We start from the raw sequence: 15,111 nt of genomic DNA, 5'->3' as shown, positions 1-15,111 counted from the left end.
CTTTACTTGCTCTCCTCGGTGCGGGGCGTACTGGTGGTGGTGACGGCGGGCTCGGAGCCTCCGAGCAGCAGGTACAGGACGGCCATGCGGATCGAGACGCCGTTGGTGACCTGCTCGATGACCGTGCAGCGGTCGGAGTCGGCGACCTCGGCGGTGATCTCCATGCCGCGGACCATCGGGCCGGGGTGCATCACGATGGCGTGCTCGGGCATCCGCGCCATGCGGGCGCCGTCCAGGCCGTAGCGGCGGGAGTACTCGCGCTCGGTCGGGAAGAAGGCGGCGTTCATGCGTTCGCGCTGCACCCTCAGCATCATCACCGCGTCGGACTTCGGCAGCACCTCGTCCAGGCTGTACGAGATCTCGCACGGCCAGGCCTCGACGCCGACCGGCACCAGGGTGGGCGGGGCCACCAGGGTGACCTCGGCGCCGAGGGTGTGGAGCAGGTGGACGTTGGAGCGCGCGACCCGGCTGTGCAGGACGTCGCCGACGATGGTGATCCGGCGGCCGTTCAGGTCCTTGCCGAGCCCGGCGTCCTTGCCGACCAGGCGGCGGCGCATGGTGAAGGCGTCGAGCAGGGCCTGGGTGGGGTGCTCGTGGGTGCCGTCGCCGGCGTTGATCACCGGGGCGTCGATCCAGCCGGAGGTGGCGAGGCGGTAGGGGGCGCCGGAGGCGTGGTGGCGGATGACGACCGCGTCCACGCCCATGGCCTCCAGGGTCTGGGCGGTGTCCTTGAGGGACTCGCCCTTGGAGACGCTGGAACCCTTGGCCGCGAAGTTGATGACATCGGCGGAGAGGCGCTTCTCGGCGGCCTCGAAGGAGATCCGGGTCCGGGTCGAGTCCTCGAAGAAGAGGTTGCAGATCGTGCGGCCGCGCAGGGTGGGCAGCTTCTTGATCGGCCGGTCCGCGACGCGGGCCATCTCCTCGGCGGTGTCGAGGATCAGGACGGCGTCGTCGCGCGTGAGATCGGCGGCCGAGATGAGGTGGCGCTTCATCCGGGTGCTCCGTAAGTCGTTGAGGTCAAAGCCGTGGTGAGGCAGAGCCGTGGTGAGGCAGAGCCGTGGTGAGGCAGAGCCGTGGTGAGGCAGAGCCGTGGGAGGGCAGACGGGCTGGCTGGGGGTGCGGGCAGGGCAGGCTCCGGCGCGGACCCGAGGGGCCCGGCCGCAGGCAAGGGGCTACTGCCCGGTTGCCCGGGCGGTCCGCTGGCCGAGCAGCACGGCGTCGCGGCCGTCCTCCTCCTGGACCTGGACCTGGACGTTCTCCCGCAGCGACGTGGGGAGGTTCTTGCCGACGTAGTCGGCGCGGATCGGCAGTTCGCGGTGGCCGCGGTCGACGAGGACCGCGAGCTGCACCGCGCGGGGGCGGCCGATGTCGCCGAGGGCGTCGAGGGCGGCGCGGATGGTGCGGCCGGAGAAGAGAACGTCGTCGACGAGGACGACCAGGCGGCCGTCGATGTCGTCGCCGGGAATCTCGGTGCGGCCGATCGCCCGGGCCGGCTTCATCCGCAGATCGTCGCGGTACATGGTGATGTCGAGGGAGCCGACCGGGATCTTCACACCGGTGATCTCTTCGAGCTTGGCGGCCAGCCGACGGGCGAGGAACACACCGCGGGTGGGAATGCCGAGGAGCACCACGTCGTCGGCGCCCTTGGCGCGTTCGACGATTTCGTGGGCGATGCGGGTCAGAACACGGGCGATGTCCTGCGCTTCGAGAACGGGGCGCATGACATCGGGATCGATACCGACGTTCTGGGACTGCGGGAACTGAGACTGCTGAGTGTCCATGAAAAGGACCTCCTTCTCCGCCTCACGGGACGGACCTTAAAGGACGTCGGATGTACGTGTTCCACGGTACCAGGGGGATTCCCGCGACCGGGCATCGGGGCAGACCAGGACCCCTCTTACGTGGGCGTTGGAGACCATTCGGCTTGACGCATCCAAGTAACGCTGCGTAACCTCACAGTGAGTTACCAGCCGCGCGGCGGAGCCGCACGTGGTCATGTCGTCACAGCGTCCGGGAGCGTTATGTCCAGCGAATACGCCAAACAGCTCGGGGCCAAGCTCCGCGCCATCCGCACCCAGCAGGGCCTTTCCCTCCACGGTGTCGAGGAGAAGTCCCAGGGCCGGTGGAAGGCCGTGGTGGTCGGTTCTTACGAGCGCGGAGACCGCGCCGTGACCGTCCAGCGTCTCGCCGAGCTGGCGGACTTCTACGGGGTGCCGGTGCAGGAGCTGCTGCCGGGCACGACCCCCGGCGGAGCTGCCGAGCCGCCGCCGAAGCTGCGCCTGGACCTGGAGCGCCTCGCCCACGTCCCCGCCGAGAAGGCCGGCCCGCTGCAGCGTTACGCGGCGACCATCCAGAGCCAGCGCGGCGACTACAACGGCAAGGTGCTCTCGATCCGCCAGGACGACCTGCGCACCCTCGCCGTCATCTACGACCAGTCGCCCTCGGTCCTGACCGAGCAGCTCATCAGCTGGGGCGTGCTGGACGCGGACGCGCGTCGCGCGGTGGCGCACGAGGACATCTAGTCCCCCAAGCCTCAGCAGAAACGTTTACCGGTGGGTGCCGGGAGCCGACAGGCTCCCGGCACCCACCGGTTTTTTCATGCCCGCGCAGGGGCCTGCGGCGCCTCCGGGGCGTACGACGGAGGGCCCGCAGCGCGCGTGCGCTGCGGGCCCTCCGTTCTCGCCGTACCGGCGCCTGTCAGCTCTCGCTGCGGCGCAGCTTCGGCTTGAGGTCCTTGAAGCGGCCGAGCAGTCCGTTCACGAACGAGGGCGACTCGTCCGTGGAGAACTCCTTGGCCAGCTGGACGGCCTCGTCGATGGCCACGGCGTCCGGGGTTCCGTCGACCCAGATCAGCTCGTAGGCACCGAGGCGCACGATGTTCCGGTCCACGACCGGCATGCGGTCGAGGTCCCAGTCCACGGCGTAGGTGGCGATCAGATCGTCGATGCGGTCCACCTTGTCGGCGTACCCCTCGACGAGTTCCATGGTGAACTCGTTCACCGCGGGCTGGCGGTCGGTGTCCGACCGCGAGTGGCGGACCCAGTCCGCGAGGACCTCGCGCACGGAGACCCCGCGCTGGTCGGCCTCGAACAGGATCTGGAAAGCGCGCTTGCGCGCGTTGCTCCGGGCAGCCACGGTTAGCTGCTCACCCGGCCGAGGTAGTCGCCGTTGCGGGTGTCGACCTTGACCTTCTCGCCGGTGTTGACGAAGAGCGGGACCTGCATCTCGTAGCCGGTCTCCAGCTTCGCGGGCTTGGTACCACCGGTGGAGCGGTCGCCCTGGACACCCGGGTCGGTGTGCTCGATGACCAGCTCGACGGAGGTCGGCAGCTCGACGTAGAGCACCGCGCCCTCGTTCTGGGCGACGGAGGCGGTGAAGCCCTCGATGAGGAAGTTGGCGGCGTCGCCGACGACCTTGCGGTCGACCATCAGCTGGTCGAAGGTGTTCATGTCCATGAAGACGAAGTACTCGCCGTCCATGTACGAGAACTGCATGTCACGGCGGTCGATGGTGGCCGTCTCGACCTTCGTGCCGGCGTTGAACGTCTTGTCGACGACCTTGCCGGAGAGCACGTGCTTGAGCTTGGTGCGCACGAAGGCCGGGCCCTTGCCGGGCTTGACGTGCTGGAACTCGACGACGGACCAGAGCTGGCCACCGTCGAGCTTGAGCACCATGCCGTTCTTGAGGTCGTTCGTGGAAGCCACGGTTTGGAATTCTCCTGCACTGGAAGACCACGGGTGCGCGCACAGTCCGCCGGGGCGGGCTAGAGCGCGAGCAGCTCCTTGGTCGTAATGGTGAGTAGCTCGGGACCGCCGTCCGCCTCGGGGCGTACGACGAGCGTGTCATCGATCCGGACACCACCCCGGCCAGGGAGGTGAACCCCCGGTTCGACGGTGACCGGCACGCAAGCGTCCAGTTTACCCATGGCCGTAGGTGCAAGCTGCGGGTCCTCGTCGATTTCGAGACCGACTCCGTGTCCGGTCCACGCCGCGAGGGCCTCGCCGTGACCTGCGGAGTCGAGTACGGAGCGGGCCGCGTGATCCACATCGCGGTACGCGGCCCCGGGCAGCAGGGCCTCCCGGCCCGCCCGCTGGGCGGCGAAGACCAGGTCGTACAGCTCGATCTGCCAGTCGGCGGGGGTCGTGCCGATCACGAAGGTGCGGCCGATCTCGCAGCGGTAGCCCCGGTAGTTCGCGCCGAGGCAGACGGAGAGGAAATCACCCTCCTCGACCCGTCTGTCCGAGGGCCGGTGCCGGGAGCGGCCGGAGTGCGGGCCGGTGCCGACGGAGGTCGGGAAGGCCGGGCCGTCGGCCCCGTGGTCCACGAGCCGGCGTTCCAGCTCCAGGGCGAGGTGCCGTTCGGTGCGGCCCACCAGGATCGATTCGAGCAGCTCCCCGAGGGCCTGGTCGGCGATCTCGGCGGCGATCCGCAGGCAGGCGATCTCCTCCTCGTCCTTGACGAGGCGCTGCTGTTCCACGGCGGTGCCCAGATCAGCGAGGCGCAGCCCCGGAGCCACCGAGCTCAGGGCGCGGTGCCGGCCGACGGTGAGGTGGTGTTCCTCGACGGCGAGGGAATCGGCCCGGGCGGCGGAGGCCGCGTCGGCGGCCGCGACGGCGGGATCCGCTCCCGGGCCGGCCAGCACGGAGAGCCGCAGGTGCTCGTCGAGCCGTCCCTCGTCGGCCTCCCCGGAGGGCTGCCCGGCGCAGAACAGCATGTCCTCTCCGCCCGGACCGACCAGCAGGACCGCGCCCAGCGGCGACGCCCCGGAGAGGTAACGGACGTTCGCCGGACGCGTGATGAGTGCGGCGGCGTTTCCGGCGGCCGCACAGCGGTCGCGAAGCAGGCCCCGGCGGGCCGCGTACACGTCTGACATGTTTCCGAGCCTACGAGCGCGGCGCGCATCCGGCCTGGTGAGCGCAGCCGTACGGGGGCCGGGCCCGGCAGGGCGCCGCGGGCAGGGATCCGCGGGCAGGGATCCGGCGGGCCGGCCGCTCAGTAGGCCGGCTGCGAGATGACCCGGGCCAGGGTCTCGTCCAGGGCGCGGGCGGTGCCCTCGACGTCCAGGTGGGAGTTGTCGATGATCGGCAGCCCGGATCCGTACCAGCCGGCCATGCGGCCGTGGATCCGCGCGACCTCCTCGTCGGAGAGGCGGCGGTTCCCGGAGCGGGCGGCATTGCGCTCCAGCACGATCTCCAGGCCGGGCAGCAGGACGACGGGCAGCAGCGCGGGTCCCACGTGGCGCTTCCAGCCGCCGAGGCCGACCACCGGCCGGTCCGGGAACACGGCGTCGTCGAGGATGCACGAGATCCCGTTGGCCAGGAAGTTGCGGGCGGCGAAGCCGCAGGTGCGGCGGGCGAGGCGGTACTGGGCCTCGGAGTGGTCGTTCCACCCGGCCTGCGGATCCGCGAAGCCCGAGCACACCCATTCCCGTACGTCGTCCAGGCTGACGTGCGCCGTGGGGACGGGCCGGGTGCCGGCCCAGTGGCGGGCCACCGTGGTCTTGCCGGCGCCCGCGGGGCCGATCAGCAGGACCGCGAGGGTGGCTCCGCCGGTGCCGGGAGCGGCGGGCGGCAGCGGGACGTGCCCGGTGAACCCGTCCGGCGGACCCGGCGCGGCCAGCGGCGCCGCGGGTGCGGAGGGCATGGGAGGCACGGGCCAGCCCGCCACGGGCGGTACCCCCGGCTGCGGGGGCGCCGCCGGGTGCCGACTCCCCGGCGGCTCCCAGCCACCGCCTCCCACTCCCTGCTGCATCCGCTGCCACTCCGTCTCGTTCCACCACGACTGATGCGAGAACGTTATATGACCACGGCGGCTCGCCGGGTCACGCGGTCAAGAGGTGGTCCGGTTCAGGCCGGTTCGGGACGGTTCACACCGGCCCGAACCGGCACCGATCCGAACCGGCACCGGCCCGAAGCGGCTCAGGCAGTGACCTCGCCGAAGGCCGCCACGAGGACGGCCGGGTCGGGGCCCTCCAGGACGGTCGGCTTCGCCAGCCCGTCCAGGACGATGAAGCGCAGCAGGTCGCCCCGGGACTTCTTGTCGAGCTTCATGGTTTCCAGCAGCTTGGGCCACTGGTCGCCGCGGTAGGTCAGCGGCAGCCCCACCGAGGCGAGGACGGCCTTGTGCCGGTCCGCGGTCGCGTCGTCGAGCCGGCCCGCGAGCCGGCCGAGTTCGGCGGCGAAGACCATGCCGATCGAGACGGCCGCACCGTGGCGCCACTTGTAGCGCTCGTTCTTCTCGATGGCGTGCGCGAGGGTGTGCCCGTAGTTGAGGATCTCCCGCAGGCCCGACTCCTTGAGGTCGCTGGAGACCACGTCGGCCTTGACCTGGATGGAGCGGCAGATCAGCTCGGCCGTGTGCGGGCCGGCGGGCGTGCGCGCCGCCTCGGGGTCCGCCTCGATCAGGTCGAGGATCACCGGGTCGGAGATGAATCCGGCCTTGACGATCTCGGCGAGACCGCTGACGTAGTCGTTGACCGGCAGCGACTCCAGCGCCGCCAGGTCGCAGAGCACGCCGGCCGGCGGGTGGAAGGCGCCGACGAGGTTCTTGCCCTCGGCGGTGTTGATGCCGGTCTTGCCGCCGACGGCCGCGTCCACCATCGCCAGGATGGTGGTCGGGACGGCGATCCAGCGCACCCCGCGCAGCCAGGAGGCCGCGACGAAGCCCGCGAGGTCGGTGGTGGATCCCCCGCCGACGCCGACGATGGCGTCGCTGCGGGTGAAGCCGGACTGGCCCAGCGCCTTCCAGCAGTACGCCGCCACCTCGGCCGTCTTGGCCTCTTCGGCGTTCGGCACCTGGATGGCGATGGCCTCGTACCCCTGCGCGGCGAGGTCGTCCCGCAGGGCCTCACCGGTCGAGGCCAGGGCCTCGGGGTGGATGATGGCGACCCGCTGGGCCTTCGTACCGATCAGGGAGCCGAGCTCGCCGAGCAACTGCCGGCCGACCAGCACCTCGTACGCGTCGTGCCCGGCGCTCGCGCCGACCTGGATCCGCGTCACCTGGTCTGTCATGCGTTCTTCAACTCCAGAGCGTCGAGGACCGCCTGGGCGACCTCTTCGGGGGTACGGGCGTCGGTGGCCACCACGACGCGCGCGACTTCGGTGTACAGGGGGCGCCGCGCGTCCATCAGCTCGCGCCACTGGCGGCGCGGGTTGACGGCGAGCAGCGGGCGCGCGGCGCCGAGGCCCACGCGCTTGACGGCTTCCTCGACGTCCATCGAGAGGTAGGCGACGGGCAGCCCGGTGAGCAGTTCGCGCGTCTTCTCGTCGAGGACGGCGCCACCGCCGAGGGCGAGGACTCCCTCGTGTCCGGCGACGGCGGCGGCGACCGCCTCCCGCTCCAGCTCACGGAAGTACGGTTCGCCGTCGTCGACGAAGATGTCGGAGATCTCCCGGCCCTGGGCCGCGACGATGTCGGCGTCGGTGTCCCGGTAGGAGACTCCGAGCCGCTGGGCGATCAGCTCGCCCACGGTGGACTTGCCGGACCCCATGGGGCCGACGAGGACCACCAGGGGTCCGGTCGCTCGGGCGCCGGTCACCGGATCTGCAGGTTGTCGAGGTAGGACTGGACGTTGCGGCGGGTCTCGGGGACCGAGTCGCCGCCGAACTTCTCCACGACGGCATCGGCCAGCACCAGAGCCACCATCGCTTCCGCGACGATGCCCGCGGCGGGCACGGCACAGACGTCGGAACGCTGGTGGTGCGCGACGGTGGCCTCGCCGGTGGCGACGTCCACGGTCGCGAGGGCCTTCGGCACGGTCGCGATCGGCTTCATCGCGGCGCGCACGCGCAGCAGTTCACCCGTGGTCAGACCGCCCTCGGTGCCGCCGGAGCGGCCGGAGGTGCGCTTGAGGCCCTCGGGGGTGGAGACGATCTCGTCGTGCGCCTTGGAGCCGGGCACGCGGGCCAGGTCGAAGCCGTCGCCGACCTCCACGCCCTTGATGGCCTGGATGCCCATGAGCGCGGCCGCGAGGCGCGCGTCGAGGCGGCGGTCCCAGTGCACGTGCGAGCCGAGGCCGACGGGCACGCCGTAGGCGAGGACCTCGACGACGCCGCCGAGGGTGTCGCCGTCCTTGTGGGCCTGGTCGATCTCCGCGACCATCTGCTTCGACGCGTCCGCGTCCAGGCAGCGGACCGGGTCGGCGTCGAGCTTCTCGACGTCGGCGGGGGTCGGGTAGACGCCGTACGGGGCCTTGGCGGCGGCCAGCTCCACGACGTGGGAGACGATCTCGATGCCGGCCACCTCCTTGATGAAGGAGCGCGCGACGGCGCCGAGGGCGACGCGGGCGGCGGTCTCACGGGCGCTGGCGCGCTCCAGGATCGGCCGGGCCTCGGAGAAGCCGTACTTCTGCATGCCCGCGAGGTCGGCGTGGCCGGGGCGGGGGCGGGTCAGCGCGGCGTTGCGGCCGGTCTCCTTGAGGAGCGAGGGGTCGACCGGGTCGGCCGACATCACGGTCTCCCACTTGGGCCACTCGCTGTTGCCGATCATCACGGCGACCGGGCCGCCCTGGGACAGGCCGTGGCGCACACCGCCGAGGAAGGTGATCTCGTCCTGCTCGAACTTCATCCGGGCACCGCGACCGTAGCCGAGCCGGCGCCGGGCCAGGTGTTCGGCCACCAGCTCCGTGGTGACCGGGACGCCGGCGGGAAGACCCTCCAGCGTCGCCACCAGCGCCGGGCCGTGCGATTCCCCGGCCGTAAGCCAACGCAACCTGCTCAACGATGCTCCTCGTGCTCGCGCCTGATTCATCGATGGCGCGATCGGGTGCGCGGCCCTGACCCGCCTTCACCCGATCCTCCCATGTCCGGGCCCGTACACCGCCCTCCGGTCCAGCTATCGGACGGCGGTGCACCTCTGCCCGGGGCGAGATGTGGATCTAGGAAGGGTTTCCGGTCCCCTTCAGTGGCGGGCGCGCAGCGCCGCCTCGCCCGCGGCGCGCATGGCCGCGAGGGGGGCGGTGGGGCAGCCGGTCATCAGCTCGACCTGGAGGACCGCCTGGTGGACCAGGAGGTCGAGGCCGCCGAGGAGCTTGCCGCCCCGGTCCGTCCAGGCCGCGGCCAGGGGCGTGGGCCAGGGGTCGTACAAGACGTCGAAGAGGGTGCCCGCGGAGTCGGGCACGGAGGCGGCCAGCTCGTCCGTGGCCCCGGCCGGGGTGGTGGCGATGACCAGCGGCGCGGCCAGCGCCTCGGCCGCCCGCGACCAGTCGGCCGTACGGACGTCCACGCCGAGCCGCTCGCCCCATTCGCGCATCTCCGCGGCCCGGGCCTCGGAGCGTACGTACGCGGTCACCTCGCCGGTGCAGATCCGGGCCAGCGCGGCGAGCGCCGAGGAGGCGGTGGCGCCCGCGCCGAGGACGGCGGCTGACTCCACCTTCCCGACGCCCTGCTCGCTCAGCGCGGCGAGCAGGCCGGGGATGTCGGTGTTGTCACCGGCCTTGCGGCCGTCCTCGGTGAAGACGACGGTGTTGACCGTCTCCACGGAGGCGGCCGTGTCGCTGATCTCGTCGAGCAGCGGGATGATCGCCCGCTTCAGCGGCATGGTCAGCGACAGCCCGGCCCACTCGGGGCCGAGCTGTGCGATGAAACCGGGGAGCGCGGCCTCGTCGATCTCGAAGCGGTCGTACGACCGCTCCCCGAGGCCGAGCTCCTGGTACGCGGCGCGGTGCAGCACCGGCGAGAGGGAGTGCTCGATGGGCGAACCCAGCACCGCGGCCCGTATCCGTGACATGTCCTGCTACCCGCCGTTCTTCTGCTTCTGCCGTTCCTGGAACTCGGCCACGAGCTTGAGGTGCTCGTCGTAGGTCTTGGTGAAGGTCGTCTTGTTTTCGTCGACCGCCACGAAGAACATCCAGCCGCCGTGGTCCGGGCTGAGCGTACCGTTCAGCGCGTCCAGGCCGGGGTTCCCGATCGGGCCCGGGGGCAGCCCCGCCACGTTGTGCGTGTTGTACGGGTGGACGAACGCCTTGGCTTCCTTGACGTTGAAGTTGATCTCGCTCGTGCCCTTGACGTAGTTGTACGTCGAGTCGAACTCGATCTTCCGGTTCGTGACGTCGTTGGTCTTCTTGAGGCGGTTGTAGACCACCTCCGCCATCTTCCGGAAGTCGTCGTGGTTCTTGCCCTCGGCGTTGACGAGGCTGGCGACCGTGATCACCTGGAGCGGGTTGTCGAGGCCCAGCTCCTTGGCCTTGCCCTCGACCCCGAGCTCCGTGTACTTGTCCGTGGCGTTCTTGACCATCTGCTTGAGCAGCGCCTCGGGGGTGCTGTTGTCCTTGGTCAGGTCGTAGCGCATCGGGAACAGGAAGCCCTCAAGGGGGTCCATGATCTTCGGGTCGTTGTTCGCCCAGGCCGGCAGGCCGAGGGTTTTGGCCTGCTTGAAGGCGACGTCCTTGGTGGTGCCGGCCGGCTGCTCGAGCTTCTTGTCGATCAGGTCGTAGACCGTGCTGTTGCGCATGCCCTCGGTGATGGTCAGCACGTGGAGCTTGGTTGGGTCGATCATGACCTCGACCGCCGCGGCGGCCGACATCTTCTTCTTGAGCGGATAGACGCCGGGCTGGATCGACTTGCCCTCGGGGCGGCTGCTCGCCGCGTCCACGAACGCCTGGGCGCTCGCGACGACGCCCTTCTCCTTCAGGATGCGGCCCATCTGGCCCAGGCCCGCGCCCTTGGGGATCTCCACGTCGACGGTCTCGTCGATGCCGGCGCCCGCGAAGTCCTCGGCCGCGCCGAACTTGTCCTTCAGGTAGCTGTAGCCGTAGTAGCCGCCACCGCCGAGCACACCGACGATGACCACGGCCGCGATGAGGCAGGCCATGCCGCTGCGCTTCTTCGGCTGGCCGCCGGAGCGGCCCGACCGGCGGCCGCCGCGCCCGCCGCGCCCGCTGTCGTCGCCGTCACCGTCGTCCTCGCCACCGTCTCCGCCCGCGAGGAAGGAGTCCGCGGCCTGGTCGGCCTTGGAGTCCTCCTCCTGCCAGTCTTCCTCCGTGTCGAGGTGCCGCTGACTCGGGGGCCGCGGCGGCGGGAAGGCCTCGGAGGTGCCGTAGAGGTCGGGGGCCTCGCCGGGGTAGCCGCTCGTCTGCTGCTGCGCGTACGGATCCGCGCCCGCGTACGGGTCGGCGGCCTGCGGGACCGGGGCGTACTGACCCTGCCCGGTGTCCCAGACCTGGCCCTGGCCCCCGTACGTCTCCTGGTTCTGCTGGTACTGGGGGTGCTGCTGCTGGTGCTGCTGCTGCGGGTGCTGGGGATACGGCACCTGCTGCTGCTGTTGCTGCTGGTACGGCATCTGCTGGGCCTGGGGGTACTGGCCCTGCTGCTGCGGGTAGTAGGCCTGCTGGGGCTGAGGCTCCTGCTGGTACTGCTGCGGGCCTCCGACATAGGGCATCTGACCCTGCTGGGCCTCGTGCCCGGTCCACCCCTGGTCCCCGTACTGCGGGTCCTCGGGGTGCCACGGTTCGGGGCCAGGGCCCCGGCCATACTCAGTCATCGATCCCCTAGCGCGCCGCAGGGCGTTGGCCGCGACTCCGTCTGCCGCGACACACGGTTCCGCCTCTTCTGATGGGCGACGGCTGTTCGAATGCCGTCACATCGCGCGGAACGTTACCGTATCGCGATCAGACAACCACTTCGACGCACTCACCGGGCGGATTACCTGATACCCGTTCGGTCTCCAGAGCGTTCTGAAGGATCACCACGGCGGCCGCCTGGTCGATGACCGACCGGCTCTTCTTCGCGTTCTTCCCCGAGGCCCGCAGGCCCTGGGCGGCGGTGACCGTCGTCATCCGCTCGTCCACCAGACGCACCGTCACGGGCTTGATGCCCTTGGCGAGTTCGGTGGCGAAGGCCCGGCACTTGGCCGCGGCCGGCCCCTCCCGCCCGCTGAGCGAACGGGGCAGACCGACCACCACCTCGATGGGCTCGTACTCCGCGACGAGCTGCCGCAGCCGCCGGTGGGCGAAGGGGATGTCCCGACCCGGAACGGTCTCCACCGGTGTGGCCAACACCCCATCGGGGTCGCACGAGGCGACCCCGATCCGGGCGTCACCGACATCGATGGCCAGACGGCGGCCGCGGCGCAGTGTCATCGTCAGGCCGTCTCTACGACGAGGCGCTCGACCGCGGCGATGGCCTCGGGGATGGCGGCCGGGTTCTGGCCACCGCCCTGGGCCACGTCCGGCTTGCCGCCACCGCCGCCACCGAGGGTCTTGGCGGCCGTACGGACCAGCTCGCCGGCCTTGAGACCGCGCTCGCGGGCGGCCTCGTTGGTGGCGATGACGGTCAGCGGGCGGTCGTTCGCCGTGGTGAACAGGGCCACGACCACCGGGCGGTCGCCCTGGATGCGGCCGCGGACGTCGAGGACCAGCTTGCGCAGGTCGTCGGCGCCGGTGCCGTCCGGGACGGTGCCCACGACGAGGGCGACACCGCGGATGTCCTGGGCTCCGGCGGCGAGACCGGCGGCGGCCTGGAGGACCTTCTCCGCGCGGAACTTCTCGATCTCCTTCTCGGCGTCCTTCAGCTTGCCGAGCATGGAGGCGATCTTCTCCGGCAGCTCCTCCGGACGGCCCTTGACCAGCTCCTGGAGCTGGGCGACGACCGTGTGCTCCTTGGCCAGGAAGTTGTACGCGTCCACGCCGACGAGGGCCTCGACGCGGCGCACGCCGGAGCCGATGGAGGACTCGCCGAGCAGCTTCACCAGGCCGAGCTGGCTGGTGTTGCCGACGTGCGTGCCGCCGCACAGCTCCTTGGAGAAGTCGCCGATGGTCACGACGCGCACGCGCTCGCCGTACTTCTCGCCGAACTCGGCGATGGCGCCCTGCTTCTTCGCCTCGTCGATGCTCATGATCTCGGCGGTGACGTCGAGCTCGCGGGAGAGCACGTCGTTGATCTTGTGCTCGACGTCGGTGAGGACCGAGCCGGGCACCGCGTTCGGCGAGCCGAAGTCGAAGCGGAAGCGGCCGGGCGAGTTCTCGGAACCGGCCTGGGCGGCCGTCGGGCCGAGCGCGTCGCGCAGGGCCTGGTGCGTCAGGTGCGTGGCCGAGTGGGCGCGGGCGATGGCCCGGCGGCGCTGGATGTCGATGGCGGCGTACGCGGAGGCGCCCACCGTCACCTCGCCGACCTGGACGGAGCCCTTGTGCACGGAGACGCCCGGGACCGGCTGCTGCACGTCGCGGACGACGATGACGGCGCCCGAGTCGAGCTTGATGCGGCCCTGGTCGGCGAGCTGGCCGCCGCCTTCGGCGTAGAAGGGGGTGCGGTCCAGGACGACCTCGACCTCGTCGCCCTCGGAGGCGGCGGGCGCGGAGACGCCGTTGACCAGGAGGCCGACGATGGTGGACTCGCCCTGGTTGGTGGCGTAGCCGGTGAACTCGGTGGCGCCGGAGCCGTCGGCGATCTCCCGGTAGGCGGACATGTCCGCGTGGCCGGTCTTCTTGGCCTTGGCGTCGGCCTTGGCGCGGTCCCGCTGCTCCTGCATCAGGCGGCGGAAGCCGGGCTCGTCCACGGCGAGGCCCTGCTCGGCGGCCATCTCCAGGGTGAGGTCGATCGGGAAGCCCCAGGTGTCGTGGAGCAGGAACGCCTTGTCGCCGGCCAGGACCGTGCCGCCGGCGGCCTTGGTCTCGGACACGGCGGTGTCGAGGATGTTCGTGCCGCCCTTGATGGCCTTGAGGAAGGCGGCCTCTTCGGCGAGCGCGACGGTCTCGATGCGCTTGCGGTCGGTCACGAGCTCCGGGTACTGCTGCCCCATCGTCTCGATGACCACGTTGACCAGGTCCTGGACGACCGGGCCGGTGGCGCCCATGAGGCGCATGTTGCGGATGGCGCGGCGCATGATGCGGCGCAGCACGTAGCCGCGGCCCTCGTTGCCGGGGCTGACTCCGTCGCCGATGAGCATGGTCGAGGTGCGGATGTGGTCGGCGACCACGCGCAGCGAGACGTCCGTGCCCTTTTCGGCGCCGTACTGCACGCCGGTCAGCTCGGTGGCCTTGTCCATGACCACGCGCAGGGTGTCGGTCTCGTACATGTTCTGTACGCCCTGCAGGATCATGGCGAGGCGTTCGAGGCCGAGACCGGTGTCGATGTTCTTCGACGGCAGGTCGCCGAGGATCGGGAAGTCTTCCTTCCCGTCGCCGGCGCCGCGCTCGTACTGCATGAAGACCAGGTTCCAGATCTCCACGTAGCGCTCGTCGTTGACGGCGGGGCCGCCCTCGACGCCGAACTCGGGACCGCGGTCGTAGTTGATCTCCGAGCAGGGACCACAGGGGCCCGGGACGCCCATGGACCAGAAGTTGTCCTTCTTGCCCAGACGCTGGATGCGCTCCTGCGGGACGCCGACGACGTCGCGCCAGATGGCCTCGGCCTCGTCGTCGTCGAGGTAGACCGTGATCCAGAGCTTCTCGGGCTCCAGGCCGTAGCCACCGTCCGCCACGGAGCTGGTGAGCAGCTCCCAGGCGTACTTGATGGCGCCTTCCTTGAAGTAGTCACCGAAGGAGAAGTTGCCGCACATCTGGAAGAACGTGCCGTGGCGGGTGGTCTTGCCGACCTCTTCGATGTCCGGCGTACGGACGCACTTCTGCACGCTGGTGAGCGTGGACGCGGGCGGCTTGACCTCGCCGAGGAAGTACGGCTTGAACGGCACCATGCCCGCGGGCACCAGCAGCAGAGTCGGGTCGTCCGCGATGAGCGACGCCGAAGGGACAACGGTGTGACCGCGCTCCTCGAAGAAGCTCAGCCAGCGGCGGCGGATTTCAGCCGACTCCATCAGTGGTCCTCATTCCGGTTGTACGTCCCGCCCGAGTGGTTCGGACGGTACGAGTTCTGGTCGTTCTGGTCCTGCTCGATGGCCCGCAGTCGCCGCGGCCCGGGAAGGGCGGTGACGTTGCCGGGCAGGTCGGGATCCTGGTGGAGTCCCAGTGCGTCGTTCAGCTCGTCCTCGCGCTGCGACATTCCCGACTTGACGTCGAGGGCGAAGTCCTTGAGGCGGTGGCCCGCCTCGATCGCCTTGTCGGCGGCCTGGGCGGCGAGGCTCTCCGGCGTCAGCTTCTTGAGCTGCCGGTTGACCTTGGTGGTGGCCCACACGCCGGCGGCCGCGCCGGCGGTGAACCAGAAGGCTCGGCGGAACATC

General features: G+C 70.7%; 15 protein-coding genes. 1 reads left to right on the top strand and 14 read right to left on the bottom strand.

Annotated elements, in window-relative coordinates:
* Window positions 1-2: 2 nt before the first annotated feature.
* Window positions 3-992: an aspartate carbamoyltransferase catalytic subunit gene (locus AC3IX6_RS31320; RefSeq protein WP_489366614.1), complete on the bottom strand. Its 990-nt coding sequence runs from the start codon at window positions 990-992 to the stop codon at window positions 3-5.
* A gap of 180 nt (window positions 993-1,172) precedes the next feature.
* Window positions 1,173-1,721, bottom strand: a complete 549-nt coding sequence (pyrR, locus tag AC3IX6_RS31315; protein ID WP_266881614.1) for a bifunctional pyr operon transcriptional regulator/uracil phosphoribosyltransferase PyrR — start codon at window positions 1,719-1,721, stop codon at window positions 1,173-1,175.
* A 300-nt stretch (window positions 1,722-2,021) separates the two neighbouring features.
* Here pyrR and bldD point away from each other — a divergent pair, with 300 nt between their 5' ends.
* A complete protein-coding gene (gene bldD / locus AC3IX6_RS31310) occupies window positions 2,022-2,522 on the top strand; it encodes a transcriptional regulator BldD (protein ID WP_069929708.1) in 501 nt (166 codons plus the stop codon).
* 175 nt (window positions 2,523-2,697) lie between these two features.
* On the opposite strand, the gene nusB is transcribed toward bldD, so the two are convergent.
* The 12 genes from nusB to AC3IX6_RS31250 form a co-directional block, all read right to left on the bottom strand.
* Window positions 2,698-3,135 carry a transcription antitermination factor NusB gene (nusB, locus tag AC3IX6_RS31305; RefSeq protein ID WP_214948214.1) on the bottom strand — a complete coding sequence of 146 codons (438 nt, stop codon included), beginning with the start codon at window positions 3,133-3,135 and terminating at the stop codon, window positions 2,698-2,700.
* Window positions 3,136-3,137: 2 nt separating this feature from the next.
* Entirely contained in the window at window positions 3,138-3,704 is a 567-nt protein-coding gene (efp, locus tag AC3IX6_RS31300; RefSeq protein ID WP_383953834.1) for an elongation factor P, read from the bottom strand.
* Between the two features lie 59 nt (window positions 3,705-3,763).
* The gene (locus AC3IX6_RS31295; RefSeq protein WP_489366612.1) at window positions 3,764-4,873 is read right to left on the bottom strand and encodes a M24 family metallopeptidase; all 1,110 of its coding nucleotides are present in this window, start codon (window positions 4,871-4,873) and stop codon (window positions 3,764-3,766) included.
* Between the two features lie 119 nt (window positions 4,874-4,992).
* Window positions 4,993-5,751, bottom strand: a complete 759-nt coding sequence (locus tag AC3IX6_RS31290) for an AAA family ATPase (RefSeq protein ID WP_489366610.1) — start codon at window positions 5,749-5,751, stop codon at window positions 4,993-4,995.
* A 167-nt stretch (window positions 5,752-5,918) separates the two neighbouring features.
* Window positions 5,919-7,010 (bottom strand): 3-dehydroquinate synthase, encoded by a 1,092-nt coding sequence (gene aroB, locus AC3IX6_RS31285; RefSeq protein ID WP_489366608.1) that lies wholly within the window; start codon window positions 7,008-7,010, stop codon window positions 5,919-5,921.
* Entirely contained in the window at window positions 7,007-7,489 is a 483-nt protein-coding gene (locus AC3IX6_RS31280; protein WP_489371615.1) for a shikimate kinase, read from the bottom strand. Before AC3IX6_RS31280 ends, aroB begins: the two co-directional genes overlap by 4 nt.
* A gap of 44 nt (window positions 7,490-7,533) precedes the next feature.
* Window positions 7,534-8,718: a chorismate synthase gene (gene aroC, locus AC3IX6_RS31275; RefSeq protein ID WP_399382164.1), complete on the bottom strand. Its 1,185-nt coding sequence runs from the start codon at window positions 8,716-8,718 to the stop codon at window positions 7,534-7,536.
* Window positions 8,719-8,898: 180 nt separating this feature from the next.
* On the bottom strand, window positions 8,899-9,726 hold the full coding sequence (locus AC3IX6_RS31270) for a shikimate dehydrogenase (protein ID WP_489366607.1): 828 nt from the start codon (window positions 9,724-9,726) through the stop codon (window positions 8,899-8,901).
* Window positions 9,727-9,732: 6 nt separating this feature from the next.
* Entirely contained in the window at window positions 9,733-11,478 is a 1,746-nt protein-coding gene (gene mltG, locus AC3IX6_RS31265; RefSeq protein WP_489366605.1) for an endolytic transglycosylase MltG, read from the bottom strand.
* Window positions 11,479-11,605: 127 nt separating this feature from the next.
* Complete coding sequence (gene ruvX, locus AC3IX6_RS31260) at window positions 11,606-12,076, bottom strand: Holliday junction resolvase RuvX (protein ID WP_243334308.1); 471 nt, start codon at window positions 12,074-12,076, stop codon at window positions 11,606-11,608.
* Between the two features lie 2 nt (window positions 12,077-12,078).
* A complete protein-coding gene (alaS, locus tag AC3IX6_RS31255) occupies window positions 12,079-14,748 on the bottom strand; it encodes an alanine--tRNA ligase (RefSeq protein ID WP_489366603.1) in 2,670 nt (889 codons plus the stop codon).
* Window positions 14,748-15,110 (bottom strand): DUF6167 family protein, encoded by a 363-nt coding sequence (locus tag AC3IX6_RS31250; RefSeq protein WP_489366602.1) that lies wholly within the window; start codon window positions 15,108-15,110, stop codon window positions 14,748-14,750. The genes alaS and AC3IX6_RS31250 overlap by 1 nt, the downstream gene beginning before the upstream one ends.
* Between the last annotated feature and the right edge of the window lies 1 nt (window position 15,111).

It is taken from the genome of Streptomyces sp. GL_141, from assembly GCF_057834385.1.
Note: the sequence above shows the minus strand (reverse complement) of the source record. Positions and strands in the feature narration are given on the sequence as shown.

What these genes read in the sequence shown, in the direction of transcription:
- AC3IX6_RS31320 (WP_489366614.1), bottom strand. Translation starts at nt 992, where the DNA reads ATGAAGCGCCACCTCATCTCGGCCGCCGATCTCACGCGCGACGACGCC.
- pyrR (WP_266881614.1), bottom strand. Translation starts at nt 1,721, where the DNA reads ATGCGCCCCGTTCTCGAAGCGCAGGACATCGCCCGTGTTCTGACCCGC.
- bldD (WP_069929708.1), top strand. Translation starts at nt 2,022, where the DNA reads ATGTCCAGCGAATACGCCAAACAGCTCGGGGCCAAGCTCCGCGCCATC.
- AC3IX6_RS31295 (WP_489366612.1), bottom strand. Translation starts at nt 4,873, where the DNA reads ATGTCAGACGTGTACGCGGCCCGCCGGGGCCTGCTTCGCGACCGCTGT.
- AC3IX6_RS31290 (WP_489366610.1), bottom strand. Translation starts at nt 5,751, where the DNA reads ATGCAGCAGGGAGTGGGAGGCGGTGGCTGGGAGCCGCCGGGGAGTCGG.
- aroB (WP_489366608.1), bottom strand. Translation starts at nt 7,010, where the DNA reads ATGACAGACCAGGTGACGCGGATCCAGGTCGGCGCGAGCGCCGGGCAC.
- AC3IX6_RS31280 (WP_489371615.1), bottom strand. Translation starts at nt 7,489, where the DNA reads ATGGGGTCCGGCAAGTCCACCGTGGGCGAGCTGATCGCCCAGCGGCTC.
- AC3IX6_RS31270 (WP_489366607.1), bottom strand. Translation starts at nt 9,726, where the DNA reads ATGTCACGGATACGGGCCGCGGTGCTGGGTTCGCCCATCGAGCACTCC.
- mltG (WP_489366605.1), bottom strand. Translation starts at nt 11,478, where the DNA reads ATGACTGAGTATGGCCGGGGCCCTGGCCCCGAACCGTGGCACCCCGAG.
- ruvX (WP_243334308.1), bottom strand. Translation starts at nt 12,076, where the DNA reads ATGACACTGCGCCGCGGCCGCCGTCTGGCCATCGATGTCGGTGACGCC.
- alaS (WP_489366603.1), bottom strand. Translation starts at nt 14,748, where the DNA reads ATGGAGTCGGCTGAAATCCGCCGCCGCTGGCTGAGCTTCTTCGAGGAG.
- AC3IX6_RS31250 (WP_489366602.1), bottom strand. Translation starts at nt 15,110, where the DNA reads ATGTTCCGCCGAGCCTTCTGGTTCACCGCCGGCGCGGCCGCCGGCGTG.